General features: G+C 41.8%; 20 protein-coding genes. 14 read left to right on the forward strand and 6 right to left on the reverse strand.

Annotated elements, in window-relative coordinates; genetic code table 11:
• Nucleotides 1-38: 38 nt before the first annotated feature.
• Complete coding sequence (locus tag HWQ41_RS22405; RefSeq protein WP_292767712.1) at nt 39-1,223, reverse strand: transposase; 1,185 nt, start codon at nt 1,221-1,223, stop codon at nt 39-41.
• Nucleotides 1,224-1,736: 513 nt separating this feature from the next.
• Between HWQ41_RS22405 and psbP the strand changes: the two genes are divergently transcribed.
• From psbP to HWQ41_RS22420, 3 genes are all read left to right on the forward strand, one after another.
• Nucleotides 1,737-2,282 (forward strand): photosystem II reaction center PsbP, encoded by a 546-nt coding sequence (psbP, locus tag HWQ41_RS22410; protein ID WP_292767714.1) that lies wholly within the window; start codon nt 1,737-1,739, stop codon nt 2,280-2,282.
• A 117-nt stretch (nt 2,283-2,399) separates the two neighbouring features.
• Nucleotides 2,400-2,993 carry a nucleoside triphosphate pyrophosphatase gene (locus HWQ41_RS22415; protein WP_292767716.1) on the forward strand — a complete coding sequence of 198 codons (594 nt, stop codon included), beginning with the start codon at nt 2,400-2,402 and terminating at the stop codon, nt 2,991-2,993.
• A gap of 138 nt (nt 2,994-3,131) precedes the next feature.
• Complete coding sequence (locus HWQ41_RS22420; protein ID WP_292767759.1) at nt 3,132-3,869, forward strand: phycocyanobilin:ferredoxin oxidoreductase; 738 nt, start codon at nt 3,132-3,134, stop codon at nt 3,867-3,869.
• On the opposite strand, the gene HWQ41_RS22425 is transcribed toward HWQ41_RS22420, so the two are convergent.
• The 4 genes from HWQ41_RS22425 to HWQ41_RS22440 form a co-directional block, all read right to left on the reverse strand.
• Nucleotides 3,866-4,042, reverse strand: coding sequence for a hypothetical protein (locus tag HWQ41_RS22425; protein ID WP_292767719.1), 177 nt, complete (start codon nt 4,040-4,042; stop codon nt 3,866-3,868). The genes HWQ41_RS22420 and HWQ41_RS22425 overlap by 4 nt on opposite strands.
• Nucleotides 4,043-4,582: 540 nt before the next feature.
• A complete protein-coding gene (locus HWQ41_RS22430; protein WP_292767722.1) occupies nt 4,583-4,828 on the reverse strand; it encodes a hypothetical protein in 246 nt (81 codons plus the stop codon).
• 53 nt (nt 4,829-4,881) lie between these two features.
• Nucleotides 4,882-5,286: a PIN domain-containing protein gene (locus tag HWQ41_RS22435; RefSeq protein WP_292767724.1), complete on the reverse strand. Its 405-nt coding sequence runs from the start codon at nt 5,284-5,286 to the stop codon at nt 4,882-4,884.
• Nucleotides 5,283-5,546: a hypothetical protein gene (locus HWQ41_RS22440; RefSeq protein WP_292767727.1), complete on the reverse strand. Its 264-nt coding sequence runs from the start codon at nt 5,544-5,546 to the stop codon at nt 5,283-5,285. The genes HWQ41_RS22435 and HWQ41_RS22440 overlap by 4 nt, the downstream gene beginning before the upstream one ends.
• 278 nt (nt 5,547-5,824) lie before the next feature.
• Here HWQ41_RS22440 and HWQ41_RS22445 point away from each other — a divergent pair, with 278 nt between their 5' ends.
• From HWQ41_RS22445 to HWQ41_RS22460, 4 genes are all read left to right on the forward strand, one after another.
• Complete coding sequence (locus tag HWQ41_RS22445) at nt 5,825-6,079, forward strand: hypothetical protein (RefSeq protein WP_292767729.1); 255 nt, start codon at nt 5,825-5,827, stop codon at nt 6,077-6,079.
• An 818-nt stretch (nt 6,080-6,897) separates the two neighbouring features.
• On the forward strand, nt 6,898-8,322 hold the full coding sequence (locus HWQ41_RS22450; protein WP_292767731.1) for an HlyD family efflux transporter periplasmic adaptor subunit: 1,425 nt from the start codon (nt 6,898-6,900) through the stop codon (nt 8,320-8,322).
• Between the two features lie 180 nt (nt 8,323-8,502).
• Nucleotides 8,503-9,657 (forward strand): ABC transporter permease DevC, encoded by a 1,155-nt coding sequence (gene devC / locus HWQ41_RS22455; protein WP_292767733.1) that lies wholly within the window; start codon nt 8,503-8,505, stop codon nt 9,655-9,657.
• A 74-nt stretch (nt 9,658-9,731) separates the two neighbouring features.
• Nucleotides 9,732-10,439 (forward strand): DevA family ABC transporter ATP-binding protein, encoded by a 708-nt coding sequence (locus HWQ41_RS22460; RefSeq protein ID WP_292767762.1) that lies wholly within the window; start codon nt 9,732-9,734, stop codon nt 10,437-10,439.
• 176 nt (nt 10,440-10,615) lie between these two features.
• Here HWQ41_RS22460 and HWQ41_RS22465 read toward each other — a convergent pair whose 3' ends face one another.
• Nucleotides 10,616-11,434 (reverse strand): hypothetical protein, encoded by an 819-nt coding sequence (locus HWQ41_RS22465; RefSeq protein ID WP_292767736.1) that lies wholly within the window; start codon nt 11,432-11,434, stop codon nt 10,616-10,618.
• A 105-nt stretch (nt 11,435-11,539) separates the two neighbouring features.
• On the opposite strand from HWQ41_RS22465, the gene HWQ41_RS22470 reads away from it, so the two are divergent.
• The 7 genes from HWQ41_RS22470 to recG all read left to right on the forward strand — a co-directional run bounded on the left by HWQ41_RS22470 (nt 11,540) and on the right by recG (nt 21,169).
• On the forward strand, nt 11,540-12,337 hold the full coding sequence (locus HWQ41_RS22470; protein ID WP_292767739.1) for an HAD family hydrolase: 798 nt from the start codon (nt 11,540-11,542) through the stop codon (nt 12,335-12,337).
• A 70-nt stretch (nt 12,338-12,407) separates the two neighbouring features.
• Nucleotides 12,408-13,925 (forward strand): glycosyltransferase family 39 protein, encoded by a 1,518-nt coding sequence (locus HWQ41_RS22475; protein WP_292767741.1) that lies wholly within the window; start codon nt 12,408-12,410, stop codon nt 13,923-13,925.
• 126 nt (nt 13,926-14,051) lie between these two features.
• Nucleotides 14,052-15,290 (forward strand): transposase, encoded by a 1,239-nt coding sequence (locus tag HWQ41_RS22480; RefSeq protein ID WP_292767744.1) that lies wholly within the window; start codon nt 14,052-14,054, stop codon nt 15,288-15,290.
• Between the two features lie 250 nt (nt 15,291-15,540).
• Entirely contained in the window at nt 15,541-16,335 is a 795-nt protein-coding gene (rpsB, locus tag HWQ41_RS22485; protein ID WP_292767747.1) for a 30S ribosomal protein S2, read from the forward strand.
• A gap of 217 nt (nt 16,336-16,552) precedes the next feature.
• Nucleotides 16,553-17,497, forward strand: coding sequence for a translation elongation factor Ts (tsf, locus tag HWQ41_RS22490; RefSeq protein WP_292767750.1), 945 nt, complete (start codon nt 16,553-16,555; stop codon nt 17,495-17,497).
• Nucleotides 17,498-17,730: 233 nt separating this feature from the next.
• On the forward strand, nt 17,731-18,594 hold the full coding sequence (locus tag HWQ41_RS22495) for a hypothetical protein (protein WP_292767753.1): 864 nt from the start codon (nt 17,731-17,733) through the stop codon (nt 18,592-18,594).
• An 88-nt stretch (nt 18,595-18,682) separates the two neighbouring features.
• On the forward strand, nt 18,683-21,169 hold the full coding sequence (recG, locus tag HWQ41_RS22500) for an ATP-dependent DNA helicase RecG (protein ID WP_292767756.1): 2,487 nt from the start codon (nt 18,683-18,685) through the stop codon (nt 21,167-21,169).
• Nucleotides 21,170-21,501 lie beyond the last annotated feature (332 nt).

The following is a 21,501-nucleotide window of genomic DNA, read 5'->3' on the forward strand; positions in this document are numbered from 1 at the left end:
ATTCTAGCGGTTGTCTTAGCGGGGGATAAATCCACCCGCTAAGACGCAACACTTGTTAACGGACTGTCATTGACCGCACCCTCTGCATCAACTGTAGCTATTGCAACTACAGCTTTCTGAAGACTCAGAGGGCATGAAAAACCTAACCATTGACCAATATTTTGACTAGCATTCCAATCAGCATTGCACCTATACCCATCAAAGCCCCGAAACCAATCTCCATTCCGTACTCCTAATACACCATTACGGTGATCAGATTTACTCGTATATGGGGCTGGTACAGACTCAACTGGTATACCTGCACGAATCGCTTTGTATCTGGTAAATAATTCAAGCTGATAGAATGCCCAACTATCACGGTTATTGGCAGCAGACGCTCGAAGACTCGCTACCGCTTCGCTATCAGATTTTGTTTTTTTCTTTTGCTTCATTGTCTGACGGCAACCAGACAAATCTTCAAACCGCAATCCCATTCCAAAGTCTTGGGCAAACTGTACCAATTGCTTTGAAATGACATGGTTAATATGGGTCATGATACGTCTTTCACGTTGCTCTAGTCGCTTTACTTCCTTAAGTTGTTTAGATGAATGTAGTTTGCGCCGAGTGCGTTGAAACTGCCGTCTCAATTCCTTAACTCGACCACCCTTCCAAAACCTACCAAACCCTTTGGGTAATGCAGCAACAGCAATATTATTTTGACCTCTATCTACTCCAATCCAACCTTTAACTTCACCTGCATTGGGAACATCCATCGATACAGATATCAGTGCATACCAGATACCCTTTTTAGATTTACATAATTTCAGCGAACCAAGTTTAGCGGCTCCAGAAATAATCTTATCTAATGTATCCGTATGCGAAGCTGAATGAATATCAAGAGGTATTCGCCCTTTCCGCCCTCTTAACAAGTTAAAAGCAACGGTGTAGAATTTGCCTTGCTTGGATATTTCAAAGTTTTGGTTATTCACTTCTAGCCACATCCGCTTAAAATGCTTTACTTTCGTTTTAGCATTAGTGTTGCGGATTGTTTGATTAATCCAGGCTGAACCAATTTCTATATGACGAAAAGCAGAACTAGTTAACTTTTTACGTTCTTTTTTATCGACTAATAGCAAATCGTTAGCAACTTGAGTGTTAACCGTTGTCATACGTTCAAACTCAAGTGCTTTTATTTGGTTTAGTCGGTAAAAAGAAAGTTTTAGTGTTAGTGCTAGTTTTGCCATAAACCTATCTTACAGTATTAGGTAAGATATGGATAAATAAATTTATCCTGTTCGCTTATATCCCTCGGTTAAAAACACGGGGGCTTTACGCTTCACGACTCGTAATTAGTGGCTGTCGCTCTTTTGTCGCCCAAATAAGATGATAGTAAAGTCGCCACAGAGCCATGTACGTGCTGTTTTTGATGAAATTTACTGCATCTAGTATTCCCGCAATGGTTAAAAATCTTCCAATAATCTTTAAGATGACTTTCGCTATTAGCCTTGGAATTCATTCCGAGGCGGGTAGGGCTGCAACTGGTAAAATTTGAGGTAAGCGATGTCTACGACGAGCTACGCTTACGCATTTCACACCGCTTCATCAGTAAGGCGATACACTAGAGAGCATTTGCCGACATTTGGGCATTGATTCCTCCCCATCTAATGCGTCATCCGAAGCGTCCCGGTTGGTGGGAGAATAATAACGAGAAATGATGCAAGCCTTGTGTTATCTCCAGCCCAAAGGAATCTATAGAAATGTGGAAACGAATTGTATTAATTTTGCTGTTGGTGTTGAGCTTCAGTCTGAGTAATTCTGGTGTTGCGGCTGCGGCTGGACTTAAAAGCTTTGTAGACAGTAGTGATGGCTATGAGTTTTTATATCCTAACGGCTGGCTGCAAGTTAAAGTTGCCAATGGGCCAGATGTGGTTTTCCACGATTTGATTGAGGTGTCTGAAAATGTTTCCGTTGTGATTAGCCCAGTTCCAGAAGGCAAAACTTTGTCAGAATTGGGAACCCCAACAGAAGTAGGATATAAATTAGGAAAAGCTGCTCTCGCGCCTCCTGACTCTGGTCGTTCAGCTGAATTAGTCAATGCCGCAGAGCGAGAAGTAGACGGTAAAACATACTACCTTTTAGAATATGAGGTTAAACTCCCCAATCAACAGCAACGGCACAACATCGCCAGCGTCGTTGTTAGCCGTGGTAAACTTTTTACCCTCAACGCCTCAATTCCTGAAAAACGCTGGCAGAGAGTTAAACGAATGATTGATGAGGTTGTCAATTCTTTTTCTGTTTATTAATTGGGGAATAGGGAATGGAAAATGGGGAATAGGGAATAGGGAAGAAACTTAATCACCAATGCCCAATGCCCAATGCCCAATGCCCAATACCCAATTACCAAGTTTTTCTGAAATCTCATGAAAATTCCACCTTTTGTACTTGCCTCAGCTTCCCCAGCCCGACACCGCTTGCTGCAAACTGTTGGTATTGAACCGATAGTTAAACCCAGTGACTTTGATGAGTCGCAAATTGAACTAAGTGATCCAGCAGAATTGGTCAAAACTCTTGCCGACTACAAGGCACAAACTGTAGCCCCGCAGTTTGAATCGGCTTTGATTATGGGTTGTGATTCAGTTTTGTCAATCAATGGTGAAATTTACGGCAAACCAGCAGATATCTCTGAAGCGATCGCTCGTTGGCAGATAATGCAAGGTAACTTTGGCGATTTGTACACAGGTCATGCCTTAATTGACATAGACCAAAATCGCACTTTAGTCAAGTCTCAAGTCACAAGAGTTTACTTTGCTGAAATGAGCGATCGCGCCATTCAAGCTTATGTTGCCACAGGTGAACCCCTCAAGTGCGCTGGTGCCTTTGCCATTGAGGGTTTTGGTAGTTTCTTCGTAGAAAAAATCGCAGGCTGTCACAGCAATGTCATTGGACTCAGTTTACCCCTGCTGCGGCACATGCTGGCAGAATTGGGATATGATGTCACTGATTTTTGGCAATAGTCCCCTGCCAATGCCCAATGCCCAATGCCCAATGCCCAATGCCCAATGCCCATTAAGTGTTTGCTTATGTTGCAGTCTACAACAGGTATGGCACGACAGGTTGTAGACTGGCCACTAGATCGCATTCCCAACTATAATATGTCATTTACTTCTATGCCCTCGCTGCGTGAGCAACAACATCCCCTAATTCGTCAGCTAGCTGATTGTATTGAGGCAGCTTGGCATCAGCACCTGGATCTATCGCCCTACCATTTGCCTGATGAGTTGGGGTATGTGGAAGGTAGATTAGAAGGCGAAAAACTGACGATTGAAAATCGCTGCTATCAAACGCCCCAGTTTCGGAAAATGCACTTGGAACTGGCAAAAATCGGAAATATGCTGGATATTTTGCACTGCGTCATGTTTCCCCGTCCAGAATACAACCTGCCGATGTTTGGTTGCGATTTAGTTGGGGGTAGAGGTCAAATTAGTGCAGCGATCGCAGACCTTTCACCGATTCAATTAGAGCGCACCTTACCAGAATCTTATACTTCTGCACTGAAACAGCTAACAGTGCTTAACTTTTCGCAACCCCGTGAATTACCTGAATGGGGAAATATTTTTTCGGATTTTTGCATCTTTGTGCGCCCCAGTTCCCCAGAAGAAGAAACAATCTTTCTCTCGCGGGTGCGAGAATTTTTAGACATTCATTGCACCCAAGCGATCGCCTCACATCCTGTTTCAGTTGAACAAGTCACGCAAAATCTCGCCGGACAACACAACTACTGCACCAAACAGCAGCAAAACGATAAAACCCGCCGCGTATTAGAAAAAGCCTTTGGCCCAGCTTGGGCAGAACATTACATGACCACAGTTTTATTCGACCTCCCAAATTAAGCTGCCATATCCTGTGAATACAAATACTGCTGAAACCCGATAAACACTTCACTAAAGGTGCGGGATGAAAGCGGCAAAAAGCCTTTAGGCTTAAGTCTAGGACGGGAGCAACGCGATTTGGTGAGATCAGGTAAAAAACAAGCGATCGCTTCCAACCATATCAAACTACTCAAGCTTCAGCTTCTTGTTAATTTCTGTAGCTACCAGGGAACTATATAACAAGGAAATCTTAACTGAGCGATCGCCCCTAAAAAATGCGATCGCTCATAAAGTTACATAATGGGTGCTATGGGAATCTTATCAGATACTGTCGAGGATAATGCCGAATCTGAAGGCTGGAGAATTGAATCTATTCGCCAAAAGCTGGGAATACCCTCCTCGACACCTCGTAGTTTGGATTAGGGAAAAGTATTTTACTAGTCAGCAGATTATAGAGTACCAACAAACTATCGTGTGTTCCATTTGCAAAAAACCCTGTGCTGGAACTTGCCAACGAAGGTCTTAGGAAAAATTTTTATAACAATTACTTCGGAGTTAGCCAGTTTTGCTCATGTAAACGCTGCCAAGCTTTGCGAATATGTTCAGGCTTAAATAGCTTGCGCTTACGATCGCTCCATTCATGCACCAGCGCGATCGCTGGGGTCGGGCATCAATTATGCAAACTTGAAAGATTTTGCTGATGGCTTCCAATCGTCGTTTGAGTAAGGTTGCACCTACTCCACTGTTAGATAAATATTTTTGTCAGCACGTAGTAACATCATTCGCTGACCCATACAAATTTCTACATCAGGTACAGGGCAAGCAATACCAAAAATACCACCCTCCCGACTATATAAAATGTCACCTTTTACAGGTTTTAAACGCTTAACTCTCTTGTCAAAAGTTTCTTTTGAAACAAATTTTGTTTGTGAAAGGTCTAACTCTGCAACACGAAAATCAGAAGTACGAACAATAATCATTCCGTCCTCCGTATACTGTGCAGTGTCATGAGGACAATCGACTATGTTTGAACTTAATCAAAAATAGAAACTACATAAATACTAGTTACTCGATGCATAGGCTTTGTTCTTTTCTCAGTTGTGACTAATTCCTCTGCCCCAACTGACAACGCCGCCGCTACATGAAGCGCGTCCATAGCTGCTAAACCATACTGAGAAGCAATTTGGTAAGCATCTTGAACAATTTTGTCTAAATCATTCGCCCAATAAGTGATACTGCTAAAAAATGTTTCGTAAAATTCAGATTCTTTTGTTTGTCGATTAGAAATTGCTTTGGGAATTACTTCCAACTTAACAAACACGCTGGAAGCAAATTCCCGTTCCGAGTCTTCTAGAATAGAAAGAGCTTTTTCGGATAATTCCCCCACACTCCGAGCGGCAGCAACTAGTACCCCAGAATCAATAAAACTTATCTTCATGTATCAGTTTCCTGTAACCCACCGCGACGATTAGCAATTTCTTTTTCAAGTTCATCTTGAGTTAACAAATGTTCGCCAGAAGAAACGATTTCGGCACGTATTTGCCGCAGACGTTTTCCCAATTGAGATTTATTTGCAGGGGTTAGAGGTTGAGTTTTCACCATTTTTGCATGAATAAATTTTACAAAATCTAAAACTTCTTCCTGTTTTTCTTTGTCAAGCGTTCGCCATTTTTCTAATAATTCTTGTTCTGGACTCATTTGTCTTCACCTGTGACTGTTACTACTTCTATTGTGATTGGGTATTTTTATTCTAGAAGTGAAACTTCATCCACTTCCGCTTCTTCTTCCAGCAACACCGTCAACGCCTCCATCTGTGCGAACTTCTGTAGGTGTTTCATCTGGATCGGTTTCGTCATTTTCGGAAAGTAAGAGGATAACACGAACGCGCTGTGGTTTGATGAATCCCAGCTATTTACCCTGCGTAAGTTGTCCACTCTCATTAATTGTCGCTGTGGTTTCAATTGCTTTCATAGATAATGCTAGTGTTGTTAAATGTCGAGACAATTCAACCTACTTCTAGTCTAGTGCAGCTATCCCGCCTTTATGCGGCAATTCGCTCGTTAGAAACCAGCACTCTTATAACATTCCCCGAATTCCCGCCAAAATATCAGCACTCTCTGCATCGAGTGCTGCGATCGCTCAACTTGGGTATAACCGTAAGTAGCAACCGGAATTTTGAAATCCTTTTTAACTTTGCTTGGTTTGCGAGACTCACAGTTTTCTATCTGTAAGCTCTGTTACGTTTTCCGATAACGGATAAATGTAGAATTCATTCAACGAGAGTTTAATGGAGTCCCAAAACAGCAGCAGGGAGAATAGTAAGGTCTTTGAAGCGAATATCACAAAATGGTTTGTTGTCTTGGTAGGTGTAAGCAACTAGAGACAGCTAACTCATTGACCAGAAAGTTAAGGAAACTCTAATGTTAAAAATGCTCAAGTTGACAGACATTTTTTAGTTAGTTAATCGTTGATTCACTTAAGGAAGACTAACTTTTGTAGCAAGATTGTGTCCAACAAAGGCAACAGTCTATTTTTGATGTTTCTTTTCAATTTTGTGACTAACTATAGCCGTAGTGAATGTAGCAGTAAAGTACCGCATCATACCAATTTAGGATTTTGTGTAAAGGCGCGATATATCGCATCTCCACATCTAGATTCATACTGTTTCTGAATTCTGCTAACTCCCATTGCACTCATGTCTTAATAATACTCAGAGTTATTGAATAGCCAGCTACTATAGCGCTTCTTAGTTTCAATACAGACCTAACCCCCAGCCCCTTCCCTGCTAGCGTTGGGGAGTAAGCCTCAAAGCCTCTCTCCTTTTAGGAGAGAGGTTTGGAGAGAGGTCAAAGTGTATTGCATACAAACGAGAAGCACTATAGAAAACACCATTTTGCAAAGCCATAGTGTTGAATGTTCATCACACAATGGATTTTAAGCTATACCCAGCTTTAAACTACTGTTGTTTGTCTTAAGCGGCTGGCTGTTGATAAAAAACCCTTTTATTTTTACTTCCATCAGCACAATTCAGGTAAACGGGCAACATACTATGTCAAGGGTGACTGAAAAGCCAAAGCCAAGTGAGCAGCCACTTAATCATGAACAACCTAAGATTTGGTGGGGTATCGCTGTCGCTGTGCCAGTAGTAATCGCCGCTGGGATACTAGGTACAGCCAAAATCGAGCAGTTGAGAAAACTAACTACATCCGTACCCATAATGCCGTCTACCAATAGCATTAGTGCTGTAGGGCGTTTGGAACCGCGAGGCGAAGTTGTTAAATTGTCTGCCCCATCATCAGGATTAGCACCATCGTCACGAATTCAGCAACTTCTGGTGAGAGAGGGTGAACAGGTAAAGCAAGGTCAAATTGTGGCAATTTTGGACAACCGCGATACCCAAATAGCCGGACTAGAAGAGGCAAAAGCCAAAGTCCAAGAATCCCGTGCGAATTTAGCGCAAGTCAGAGCCGGATCTCCAAGAGATATTCAAGCCCAAAGAGCAGTTATTGGTCGCTTACAAGCGCAGTTACTTGGGGAAAGGGATGCTCAACAAGCAACGATCGCCCGGATTGCAGCTCAGTTAAGTGGGGGTAAACTCGTCCAACAAGCAACAGTGAATCGCCTAGAAGCTGAACTTAGTGGGCAAAGAGATGTCCTAAGAGCGACAATTGGACGTGTCCAAGCCGAACAGCGCAATGCCCAAGTCGATGCCGGACGCTATGATTATTTATACCGAGAAGGTGCGATTTCTCAGCAAGAGCGGGATAGAAGACGCTTGAGTGCAGTAACTTCTAATCAGCAGGTTGCTGAAAGCCAAGCTACCCTGAAGCAGACATTGGCAACTCTACGACAGCAACTTGCCGAGGCTAGAGCTAATCAAATACAAAATTTAGCAACTTTGCAACAACAGCTAATCGAAGCCAAAGTTAACCGTGACAAAACTTTAGCAACTTTGCAAAGACAAATCGATGAAGAAAAGGCCAAACTGAGCAAAATTTTAGATGTCAGTCCTACCGATGTGCAAGTAGCGCAAGCCCAAGTTAGTAATGCGATCGCAAATGTCAGAAAAGCCGAAGCAGAACTAAGGTTGAGCTACGTTCAAGCACCAATCGCTGGAGAGATTTTAAAAGTTTACACCAAATCGGGCGAAGCGATCGGTGCAAATGGTATTGCTGAAATTGGCCAAACCAGCCAAATGTTTGTGATTGCTGAAGTTCCCGAAGACAGTATTGGTAAAGTGCGTATTGGTCAAAACGCCACTATCACCAGCGATAATGGAGCATTTAGCGGCGAATTAAAGGGAACTGTCACTGAAATTGGCAGAAAAATTGGTAAAAAAGATGTGCTGAATACAGATCCAGCAGCAGATGTGGATGCCAGAGTCGTAGAAGTGAAAATTGCTCTGCCTTCAGAAGATAGCCATAAAGTTTCTGGTTTAACTTACGCTAAAGTTGTTGTCGAAATTAATAACTAATCAAGTTATAGGTGAGCAGTATTACCAATTTGTGATTTGATATTTTGGATTGGGAATGTTCTTAATTAGGCTGTATCATCAATTTTAAACATTCTTTAAATTCGATAATAGCGTCACCCCAATGGATTCAACGAAAAATCTAAAACCTCAAATCGCTAACTGTGCATGGATGCCTAGAAAATGAATCAAAAAATACCTCTGTCGTGGCTACAACTGACAAGAGAAAAAACTCGCCTAGCTGTGGCTTTGGCAGGAATTGCTTTCGCTGATATTTTAATGTTTATGCAACTCGGCTTCCGGGATGCTCTGTATTATAGTAACGTTCGATTCCATAACAGCTTGCAAGGCGATATTGTTTTAATTAACAGTCAATCTAGCGCTGTCCTGGCGATGAGGAGCTTTTCTCAACGGCGATTATATAAAGCTTTAGATTTACCCGCAGTACAATCAGTACATCCGATATATTTGGACTTTACAATCTGGAAAAATCCTGTAACAGGCCGTCCTCGTAGTATCCTTGTCTTTGGAATGAACCCAGAAAATAACCTAGTTAACTTACCTGGAGTTCAGGAGAATTTAGATAAACTTAAACTGCCTGATGTAGTGTTATTTGACCGTTCTTCCAGGGTGGAGTATGGCCCAATTGCTGCTGATTATGAACAAGGAAAGACTGTAACAGCAGAAGTGCGAAGGCGGCGAATTAAAGTAGGGGGACTATTTACATTAGGTGCATCATTTGGCGCTGATGGTAATTTAATTACCAGTGATCTTAACTTTATGCGGATATTTCCCAATCGTCAGCAAGGGTTAATTGATATTGGACTGATTAGATTAAAACCGGGAGCAGATGCTAAAGTTGTTGCCCAAGAATTACGAAAGTATTTACCTAACGAGGTAAATGTTTTAACTAAGCAAGAATTTATTGATTTTGAGCGGAATTATTGGGCAAATAGTACAGCTATTGGGTTTATTTTCACATTAGGAACTGTTATGGGTTTCATTGTGGGGACTGTAATTGTTTATCAAATCCTTTATACAGAAGTTGCAGATCACTTAGCTGAGTACGCTACTCTCAAGGCAATAGGCTATACACAAAACTATTTATTGACAGTCATCCTTCAAGAGGCTTTACTGTTGGCAGTCTTAGGATATTTTCCTGGAATAGTTTTTGCTTTATTTATGTATAAAAGTGCCAGAGAAGCGACACTTTTACCAGTTTTTATGAGTTTTGATCGGGCGGTAATGGTGTTGTTTTTGACTATGATGATGTGTATTATTTCTGGTGCGATCGCAGTCCGAAAATTACGTTCTGCCGATCCAGCAGATATCTTTTAATTAATTCAATATTAATTAAAAGATATGGGTGATAATCTGAGCTTACAATTAATCATATAGCTAACAAATTTATGATGAGACAAGAACCTGTAATTGACATTAAAAATCTCAATCACTACTATGGCAAAGGCGCACTGAGAAAACAGATATTATTTGACATCAACCTAGAAATTTATCCTGGTGAAATTGTAATTATGACCGGGCCATCAGGTTCAGGTAAAACAACATTACTGAGCTTAATTGGTGGTTTGCGCTCTGTACAAGAGGGAAGTTTAAAATTTTTAGGTGAAGAACTCGTTGGCGTCAGTCAAAACAAACTGGTACAGATGCGACGCAACATTGGTTATATTTTCCAAGCTCACAATTTGCTAGGTTTCTTGACAGCGAAGCAAAATGTGCAAATGGCGGTAGAATTGAATAATAATATTTCTCAAACAGAAGCAGTGGCTAAATCAAAAGCCATGCTGGGGTCAGTTGGTCTAGAAGAACGAGTAGATTACTACCCAGACAATCTTTCTGGTGGACAAAAACAAAGAATTGCGATCGCTCGCGCCCTAGTGAATCGTCCCCCACTGGTGCTAGCTGATGAACCAACAGCAGCATTAGACAAACAATCAGGACGCGATGTTGTGGAAATAATGCAGAGTCTAGCCAAAAATCAGGGAACTACTATCTTATTAGTGACACACGACAACCGCATTTTAGACATAGCCGATCGCATCGTAGAAATGGAAGATGGTCTTTTAACCCGTAATTCCCCCAATGCAGCTATTCAGTCATGATTCCAAAGTGAGGAATCATCACTCATAACTAAGCTGTGACGCAAATAAACAGAGCCTATTTACTCATAAGGGTTGTCCTACCTTGCACAAAGCTTCTATGTCATTGGTCATTTGTATCTACAATTGGACAAATGACAAATGACAAATGACAAATGACTAATGACAGCCATAATTTATTATCTAGTCGAGCCTGATTTTTTCATTCCAGGTTGATTTGGCGGAGTTGGGGCATTTGGTTGGCGACTAGTACGAAAAGTCACATTCACCCCTTCATTCGATTGCTCCAGCACCAGTAGAGGCGTAGGTTTAGCCTTTTGATCCCAATGCATGGTAGCAATCCGACCTTGAATTATTGGTTGCCAACTATCTTCGTTTTCTATCGGGCTTAGGTAAGTTTCTATACAGTCAATAATTTGACTAATAGTTGCAGAAGTCGCTTGCGTCGGTAACTTCGTTAACCGAATTTGAATGCGAAACAGCACTCGCTTGGCAGAATTCCCTGGACTACCAGTCTCATACTCTACATCAAAAATTTCATCTACTTGCCGTCCAGCGCTATTAGCAATTCCGACTGATCCTTGTTGGGCTTGATTTGGACGCAGGGCTTGAGTAATTTTATCTTTGATCTGAATCTTCACTTGATTAAGGATTGCAAAATGAAACACCTCCTCTGCCATCCGCATTCGCAGATAATCTAGGTTAAAGTCCCGTGAGTTGACCAAATCGGGATTAGTTTCCATTTTGCGAATTGTTTCCAGCGCCAGCTTAAATTTTTTCTCTAGTTCTCGCGCACGGAATTGTTCAAACTTAAGTTTTTTCTCCAGCTTATTCATCTGGAGCTTACTATACACAATCAAAGCAATCACCGCTAAAGCCAGTCCTCCAGAGCTTACCACCAATAATGGTAGTATTTGAGGATTACTTGCTGGCACTTCCTGGGATGGCTTTTTAGTCTTTGTCCCGGAGGGTAGGGCAAGAAAGATCGAAGTGGGCATGGTTGGGAAACTGAAAAACTTGACTCCTGCTGTTTAGGATGCCCAAATCTTCAATGCCATCTTGCTGTATCATTAATATTTTTTACAGCCCTTTACAAACCGCATATGTCCAGACATTTGAGCCTCCTTGCCCTGTCTGAGGTTTCATCTACTTGCCTGAGCAATATTCGCCTGATAGCCACAGATATGGATGGCACCCTAACTAGGCGAGGAAAATTTACTCCCGCACTGCTGCAAGCTTTAGAGGATTTAGCGGCAGCTGACATTAAGGTGCTGATTGTCACAGGACGTTCTGCTGGGTGGGTGAGTGGATTGAGTGCGATTATGCCAGTGGCCGGTGCTATGGCAGAAAATGGCGGTTTGTACTTTCCACCTGGGAACCAGAAACCAGTAGTCTTAACACCCATTCCCGATTTAGCTCAACATCGCCAGCACTTGGCTACGACTTTTGAGAATTTACAAACTAAATTTCCCCAAATCCAAGAATCTGCTGATAATCGCTTTCGCATCACAGACTGGACTTTTGATGTAGCTGGTTTGCGTCAAGATGAACTACAAACCCTAGACAATCTCTGTCAACAAATGGGCTGGGGATTTACATATAGCAACGTCCAGTGTCACATTAAACCCCAAGGGCAAGATAAAGCTGTGGGATTGTTGCAGGTATTGCGCGAATATTTGCCCCAGTATTCATCAGAACAAATTGTCACTGTTGGCGATAGCCCCAATGATGAAAGTTTATTTGAGCGGCGTTATTTTCCTGTTTCTGTAGGCGTGGCGAATGTCCTGGAATATGTGAATCAGTTAAAATATCACCCCGCTTATATTACCACTGCTGCCGAAGGGGAAGGATTTTGTGAGTTATCCAGTTATATTTTGAAAAGCTTGCACATCTCAAGTTAGGGATAAGTAGAATCAGGAAACCACAAAGTTTTAAAAATCAACGTACAAACTTCTATAGAATACATAATATATGAGCGCCAATAAGCTAAAAATATTTTTATTATTTAACTTCTTAATACCAGCTAGTTTTTTTATTTTTACTATTTATTTCATGCCGATTGAGCAAGTGTTTCAATTCGATTCAAGTGATGAAGGGATTGAATTGATTAAAACTAGCTTGTACTCAGATGGGTTTGCTATGTATACACAGATTTGGAATGACCAACCTCCTCTTTCAACAGTTATTTTAGCATCCTGGTTCCGTTTATTTGGCAAGTCAATCTACTCTGCACGGCTTTTAACTTTGACCTACTCAACAATACTTGTATGGTCTTTCTGCCAGACTCTACGTATTCATTTAGGAAAGATCCCAGCCATTATTGGCACTTTATTGTTAATAATTTCATGCAATTTTTTGAGACTTAGTATTTCTGTGATGATTGGTCTGCAATCTCTGGCAATGGTTATGCTCTCAATTTTTACATTGAGTCTATATCAACAAAATTTTGATAAAGAAAAATCTAAAATTTTCATTATTATATCGGGAGGACTTCTAGGAATTTCTTTACAAATAAAATTATTTACTGCTTTTCTAGTTCCTTTAATTATATTTGAGCTATTACAATTCAATTGGAAAAAACGTTGTCAAGGCCAATCAAAGTGGAGTATATTTTTTGATGCCATGTTATGGCTAACTGCTTTTGCTAGCGTTTTCATAATAATTGGTGTTTTTTGTAACTCTCTCACTTATGAACAATTACTAAAATCGCATTTGGATAACAATGTAAAAACAGCTTTTCCTATCGGAAATAGTCTGAGTTTAGTTTTGTCATTTCTACTTCAGGATTTTGATTATTTACTTTTAGCTATTCTGGCAATTATAATTATTTTTCAAAAGAAACAATGGGAAAAATCTTTTCCGATAATTTGGCTTGTAACAGGTTATATAGTTTTGATTAATCATCGGCCAGTCTGGTATCATCACTACCTTTTACTGTCTATTCCTCTTACTTGGTTAGCGACATATGGATTAACATTATCGGTTGATTTTTTTCAACAGCGGAGATGGTACTCTCAGTTTAAGCCTAGTAATTTCAAAAAAGTCACCGTTTCTGGTTTAGCAGCAGGATTTGTAATTTTCTCAATTTTTGTGACTCCGATTAAATTAGGAGTAATTATTTTAGAAAACCATAAATACATAGAGCAAAGTAAGGATAATATTCAATTTGTTAACATTATGTTAAAGTATAAAAAATATACTAAATGGGTTTTTACAGATTGCCCAATTTATGCTTTTTATTCAGGTTTACGTGTTCCTCCAGAAATTGCGGTTCTATCCAATATAAGGATAGAATCGAAAAGTATAACGCCTAAAGAAATTCTTTCAGTTTTTGAAACTTATCATCCTGAGCAAGTTCTATTATGTAAATCTAAAACTATTCGGAACTATTTAAATAGTTATATCCATGAACACTACTTAAAGACAGATGAAAATCATTTAGGTACCCATTATTTATTAAAAGAAACTCAAGACTTATCCCGGTCATAGACATCGCACTAATGAGTAAGTGACTGTGAAATCGGAAAAATGTTACCGAAAAATTGGGTAAAAGCCCCGTCATAAAGGACGGCTTTATATTATTTTATCTGCAATATTCTATGATAAAATATAGAGATGATAGTAAGAGAAGCCAAGCTAATAAAGGGAACTAAGGAACAATACCAAGCTCTTGATGATGCCATTCGCGCTGCCCAATTTATTAGAAATAAAGCGGTTCGCTATTGGATGGATAATCAAGGGGTTGGTAAAGCTGACTTATATAAGCTGTGCAAAGACTTAGCTGCATCGTTCGACTTTGCTTTGAAGTTAAACTCCGCAGCCCGTCAAGCCAGTGCCGAAAGAGCATGGCAGACTATCTCAAGTTTCTATAAGCGTTGTAAAAAGCAGGAGAAAAAGAAAGGATATCCCAAGTTTAAAAAACATTGTCGTTCTGTAGAGTATAAGGTTTCGGGATGGAAACTATCGGATGATTGCATGAGCATCAATTTCACTGATGGTTTTGAAATTGGAACATTGTCTTTATTCTGCAACAAAGAAACACGGGAAGACCTTCATAGACTTAAGATTAACCGTGTACGAGTAGTCAGAAGAGCAGATGGCTATCACGCTCAATTTTGTTTTGATGCTGACCGCAAGGAAGTTGGGGAATTCACTGGTAACGTTGTTGGCTTGGACTTAGGGTTAAAGTTTTTCACTAAAGACCAAAATGATAATACTGTAATTTATCCCCAATTTTTAAGAAAGTCAGAACGTAGACTCAAAAAAGCTCAGAGAAGACTTAGTAAAAAATTTATAAAAGGCGCAAAACCTCAATCAAATAACTACCATAGAGCGCGAAAACGATTAGGTAGAGTTCATCTAAAAATCCAAAGACAGCGTAAAGATTGGGCTATAAAGCAAGCCCGATGCGTGGTTCACTCTAACGATGTGATTGTCTATGAGGATTTGAAGATTGCGAACATGGTCAAAAATCACCATTTGGCTAAGTCTATTTCTGACGCTAGTTGGTATCAGTTCACTCAATGGCTAGAGTACTACGGAAAAATCTGGGATAAAGCAGTTGTGGTAGTGTCGCCTAACTACACATCTCAGGACTGTAGTCATTGTGGACATAGAGTAAAAAAATCACTTAGCACCAGAACTCATTCATGCTCATCCTGTGGGGTTGAAATATGCCGTGATACGAATGCGGCGATTAATATCCTCAAGAAGGGTATGAAGATATTAGGAGTTGAGTGGCAGAACAACAGTACCTTTGGGCAAAAGGGATCTGCCTCTATTGAGGGAAAGCATGGGGAGAAGACCACCAATACTATTGATGGGAAACTTGATATAGCAAGCGGATTTCTGTGAACCATGAATTAGAATCCCTGTACCTTTAGGTCAGGGAGTATGTCAAAAACAAGTATAAGTAAGCGTGGCGATCGCTGTTGATAGCATTTGATATAAAGCATAGCCCTCACTCTGTCAACCAACAACAACTCTTCCAAATGTGCTAACCTAGTATGGTTAACTAATCTCGCACATCTAAGAATTCGGGTGTTTCCCAGTTGGGAAATGCACTTGGATGGAGGTTTAACCCGAATCGGAGTTAAGAATTTATATGCCAGTCGTTTCATTGGCTCAAATGATGGAGTCAGGGGTTCACTTTGGGCATCAGACCCGGCGTTGGAACCCAAAAATGTCTCCTTACATTTACACTTCCCGCAATGGTGTACATATTATCGACTTGGTGCAAACTGCCCAGTTGATGGATAATGCCTACAACTATATGCGATCGCACGCAGAACAAGGGAAGAAATTTCTTTTCGTCGGCACCAAGCGGCAAGCAGCTGGAATTATTGCCCAAGAAGCCACCCGTTGCGGTTCCCACTACATTAACCAACGCTGGTTGGGCGGAATGTTGACCAACTGGGCAACCATCAAAACACGGGTAGACCGTCTGAAAGATTTAGAACGCCGTGAGGAAACTGGCGCACTAGATTTATTACCGAAAAAAGAAGCATCAATGCTGCGTCGGGAAATGACGAAGCTTCAGAAATACTTGGGCGGCATTAAAACAATGCGGAAAGTGCCCGATATCGTGGTAATTGTAGACCAACGGCGGGAATATAACGCAGTTCAAGAATGCCAAAAGCTGAATATTCCGATTGTGTCTATGCTGGATACAAACTGTGACCCAGATGTAGTAGATATCCCCATCCCAGCAAACGACGATGCTATCAGGTCAATTAAGCTGATAGTCGGAAAATTGGCGGATGCCATTTATGAAGGTCGTCACGGTCAGCTGGATGCTGAAGAGTATGACGAAGATTACGAAGGCAGTGAGTATGACGAAGACTACGAAGAAAGCGAATATACTGATGCCGTAATTCCCGATGAGGAAGTAGAGGAATAAGCAAAGCAGGGGTGAAGTAAATGTCCGAGGGAGGGCGGTTGTTTGCAGAGTAGCAGCAATCCGTCCTAGCCTGCGGCAACTCGTAGGCTAAGGTAGAGGCGAAAAAACTCATACCTTATAACTTCATTATTTTTTCTCCCCCAGCCCTGAGTAAGATAGAAATACTCAACACCCGTGAGCGATTACAACTCGAGGTCAAGTTAGGAATTGAGGCAACATGGCGGAAATATCTGCAAAACTCGTCCAAGAGCTACGCCAAAAAACTGGTGCCGGCATGATGGACTGCAAAAAGGCGCTGCAAGAGACTGATGGCAACATAGAAGAAGCCGTAGATTGGCTACGGAAAAAGAACTTAGTTTCAGCTGGTAAAAAAAGCGATCGCATTGCGGCAGAAGGTCTGGTAGACACTTACATTCAGCCTAGTGGTCGAGTGGGAGTACTCATAGAAGTCAACTGCCAAACCGACTTTGTTGCTCGTAACGAGGCTTTTAAGGCTTTAGTTAAGAACCTAGCAAAGCAAGCAGCGACAGCTGATAGTGTTGAGTCTTTGTTGGCTCAACCCTATATTGATAATGAAAGTGGGACTGTAGAAGAATTCATCAAGCAAACCATTGCCACCCTTGGTGAAAATATTCAAGTGCGTCGCTTTATCAATTTTGCATTAGCAGAAGGTACGCAAGGTATAGTAGACAGCTATATTCACACTGGCGGTCGAGTTGGTGTATTGGTAGAACTGGGTTCCCAAACTGAGGGGGTGGCTGCTAATCAAGAGTTCCAAAGCTTGGCACGGAACACTGCAATGCAAGTTGCAGCTTGCCCAAACGTCGAGTATGTGAGCGTAGACCAAATCCCTAGCGAAATTGCCCAAAAGGAAAAAAACATTGAAATGGGCAAGGATGATTTGGCGAACAAGCCAGATAACATCAAAGAAAAGATTGTTCAGGGACGGATTGAAAAACGCCTGAAAGAATTGGCTTTGCTCGATCAGCCTTACATTCGCGATCAAAGTATTTCCGTGGAAGACTTGGTGAAGCAAGTGAAGGCGCAATTAGGCGAAGAAATTCAAGTGAGTCGCTTTGTCCGCTATATACTGGGCGAAGGCATTGAAAAGCAAGAAAGTAACTTTGCTGATGAAGTCGCTGCACAAATTGGCAGCAAGTAATATTTAGTCATTGGTCATTAGTCATTGGTCATTAGTCTTTACCAAGGACAAAAGACTAATGACTAATGACTCTTTACCAAACAGGTCAAGCAAATAGCCTGACCTGTATTTTATTATTAGAGACGCGAAATATCGCATTTAATTTAAAATTTAAAATCCTCTAGAAAGTTATCCTAAAATAAATTTGTACATTTGTACTATGTAATAGTTCATGTGGGCAAGAACGAAAAGATATGGCAAGAGCAATCGAGCGAATTGAACGGGATATTGTAGCACTGAAAGAAGCGATTCGGGCGATCGCAGTAGAACTACAAAGCGCTTATGCTAGTTATCTAAACACCTTGGGGCTAGCTGTACGAAAACAGTTGATTCTCGCAAGTTACCACCTTTGTACTCAGGGGTATTCCGAAAACTTTCTGCATTTATCATTGAATCAGCGCCAACAATTGCAACAAGCTATCCGCAAGTTGGGTCAACTGGCATCTGAGCAATTGCTCACTTGTATTAAAAGTGAGGAAGCAGGGGGAGATGAAACAGATGAAACAGATGAGGAAGATGAGCAAGATGGGCAAGATGGGGGAGTAACATCCTCATCTCCTGTGATACTGGGCATATCTACTCCTGAGCCTCTTACCCCCGACACCTCTAGTCCTATAGAACTGGCAAAATGGCAACAGAACTTAGAAGAGGTCATGCAAGAGATACTGAAAAAACTTTCGCATGATGCTAATCTTTTATTACAAAAAGCTGGGATATTACCCAAAAAATTACCAGAACCGATTTTAGCAGCTGCGGCTGCGGCTGCATCAGAAGCATCTGGTGAGGTAATGCCAGGGCCACCCAACTTATTAAACTTAGTAATTGAAATTGAAAATGAGCAGCAGTCAGAAGATTCTGGACTGACGCAAATCATGGCTATTAACCTGCGGCTAGGGGAAATTGAATTTGCTGATGTGACACTCTCCTCTGAGCGTAGGCAAATCCGTAGTATTTTAGTTCAGCTAAACAAGCTAGGACGAGAGTATCAAAAGAAACATCGAGAAAGAGCGATCGCGGAAGCTGAAGCTGCATGGCGTGCTAGTTGGTTTGAGGATTAGTCATTTGTCCTTTGTCCTTTGTCCAGAGTCAAATGACCAATGACCAATGACCAATGACTAATGACCAATGACTAATGACCAATGACCAATGACTAATGAAAAACCAGATTGGATACGATTGCACAAAGCCTTGGCAATAGAAGCCGAACGTGGCTTCACAGACTTGATGGGCAAACAATACCGCTTCAGTGAATTTCTGAGCCTAACTTTGGGCAAATTCCCAACAGGCTTGCCCCAAACTGAACGCCGCCGTTGGCAAGGACTAGCGGTGCAATTTGCTAGTTATCCACATCTAGCACTGGAAGAAAGACAACACTTAGTAGCAGAGACTCGCAGGTATCTATCCCAACTACAGCAGGAGGAGCAGGGGGAACAGGGGAGCAGGGGAGCAGAGGAGCAGGGGAGAATTTATCAATCCAAAATCCAAAATCCAAAATCTAAAATCATCTCTGAGGTGAGTCGGAGGCTTGCCCCGAAAATTGAGCAAAAACTCAGTGATTTACCAGAAATAGGCTTCAAAAAAGCTGATAATTTGGCACGGCTTGGTTTATACACCGTCCGCGACCTGCTTTTCTACTATCCCCGTGACCATATTGATTATGCGCGTCAGGTGAATATCCGCGAGTTACAGGCGGGTGAGACGGTGACAATCGTGGCTACAGTAAAGCGTTGCAACTGCTTTACTAGCCCTAAGAATCAGAAATTATCAATTTTAGAACTGATTGTAAAAGATAATAGCGGTCAAATCAAAATTGGTCGTTTTTACGCAGGTACGCGCTTTAGTAGTCGCGCTTGGCAAGAAAGTTTAAAACGCCGTTATGCAGTAGGTAGTATTCTGGCGGCGTGTGGGTTGGTGAAAGAAAGTAAATACGGCTTGACACTGGATAATCCAGAACTAGAGGTTTTGGCAAATCCAGGAGATTCGATTGAGTCGCTGAATATTGGGCGGGTGGTGCCAATTTATGGACTCACTGAGGGTGTGGTGGCGAATACAGTGCGACAGGCAGTAATTGCTGCTTTACCAGCTGCGGCTCAGATGAAAGACCCCTTGCCAAGTGGTTTGCGAGAGAAGTATGGTTTGATGGAATTGAAAGATGCGATCGCTAATATCCATTTTCCCAGCGATAGCGCCGCTCTACAAGTTGCCCGTCGTCGTCTAGTGTTTGATGAATTTTTCTACCTGCAACTTGGGTTATTGCAACGTCAGCAGCAAGCAAGGGCGATTCAAACCAGCGCCATCCTTGTCCCACGCGGTCAACTTGTAGAGAAATTCCACGAAATACTGCCTTTTCAACTCACTGGCGCACAGCAACGAGTTCTCAATGACATTCTCAACGACTTGCAGAAACCTGTGCCAATGAATCGTTTGGTGCAAGGTGATGTCGGTTCTGGTAAAACGGTTGTTGCGGTGCTGGCTATCCTCGCAGCAATTCAATCTGGCTACCAAGCAGCGCTGATGGCTCCTACAGAAGTTTTGGCAGAACAACATTATCGCAAGTTAGTTAGTTGGTTTAACCTCTTGCATTTACCAGTGGAATTACTGACAGGTTCCACCAAAACTGCCAAACGAAGACAAATACATTCTCAGTTAGCAACTGGTGAATTACCTCTGTTAGTGGGAACCCATGCCTTGATTCAAGACCCCGTAAACTTCCAGCAACTGGGGTTAGTGGTGATCGATGAACAGCATCGCTTTGGGGTAGAACAACGGGCGCGTTTGCAGCAAAAAGGTGAGCAACCCCATGTGTTAACTATGACAGCTACCCCGATTCCCAGAACCTTGGCACTGACGATACACGGGGATTTGGATGTCAGCCAAATTGATGAGTTACCACCAGGACGGCAAAAGATTCAGACAACAGTATTGTCAGGTCAGCAACGCAACCATGCTTATGACCTGATCCGCCGAGAAATTGCCCAAGGTAGACAAGTTTACGTGGTTTTGCCGTTAGTGGAAGAATCAGAAAAACTGGATCTGCGATCGGCTGTGGAAGAGCATCAAAAGTTACAAGAAAGCGTTTTTCCTGACTTTCAAGTGGGGCTGCTGCACGGTCGCATGAGTTCAGCCGAGAAAGATGAAGCGATTACCAAATTCCGTGATAACCAAACGCAAATTTTGGTTTCTACTACCGTTATTGAAGTTGGTGTAGACGTACCTAATGCTACAGTAATGCTCATTGAAAATGCCGAGCGGTTTGGTTTATCACAATTGCACCAACTGCGGGGGCGTGTCGGTCGTGGCGCGGCTCAGTCTTACTGTTTGTTGATGAGCAGTTCCAGAAGTCCTGATGCACAACAACGGCTGAAGGTGTTGGAACAATCTCAGGATGGTTTTTTCATTTCTGAGATGGATATGCGTTTTCGTGGGCCAGGGCAAGTACTGGGAACTCGTCAATCTGGAGTGCCAGATTTTACCTTAGCGAGTTTGGTTGAAGATGAAGAAGTTTTACTTTTAGCACGGCAAGCAGCAGAGAAAATAATAGAAATGGATGTTACTTTAGAGCGCTGGTATTTGATGAAAGAAGAGTTGAAGTATCGGTATGAGCGCTTGATGGGCGGGGCGATTTTGACATAATAAACTTCTTGCAAAAATCCGAATAAACCTCATCTAAGTTGAGAACCGTAGTTTTTGCCCTCACCCTAAATCCCTCTCCCATCTCTGGGAGAGGGACTTTGAAATTCTGTATCCCCGAATCTCATATCTGGGATTCGGGGTTGGGAGATGAGGGCGAATCCTTTTCATCAGGGAAAAACTACAGGTTTCAAGATAAGACCTCTTGCATAAATCAAAAATAAAGAACCCCACCCCACATTTCATTTGAGTAAAACAAACGCTCCCCTCCCCGCTTGTAGGCTATCCATTACCCGGATCTTTCTTAACATTTGCGAGAGTATTGACTCAGGTTT

This window comes from Nostoc sp. NOS(2021), from assembly GCF_017115025.1.
In the GTDB taxonomy this organism is placed as follows: Bacteria; Cyanobacteriota; Cyanobacteriia; order Cyanobacteriales; family Nostocaceae; genus Nostoc.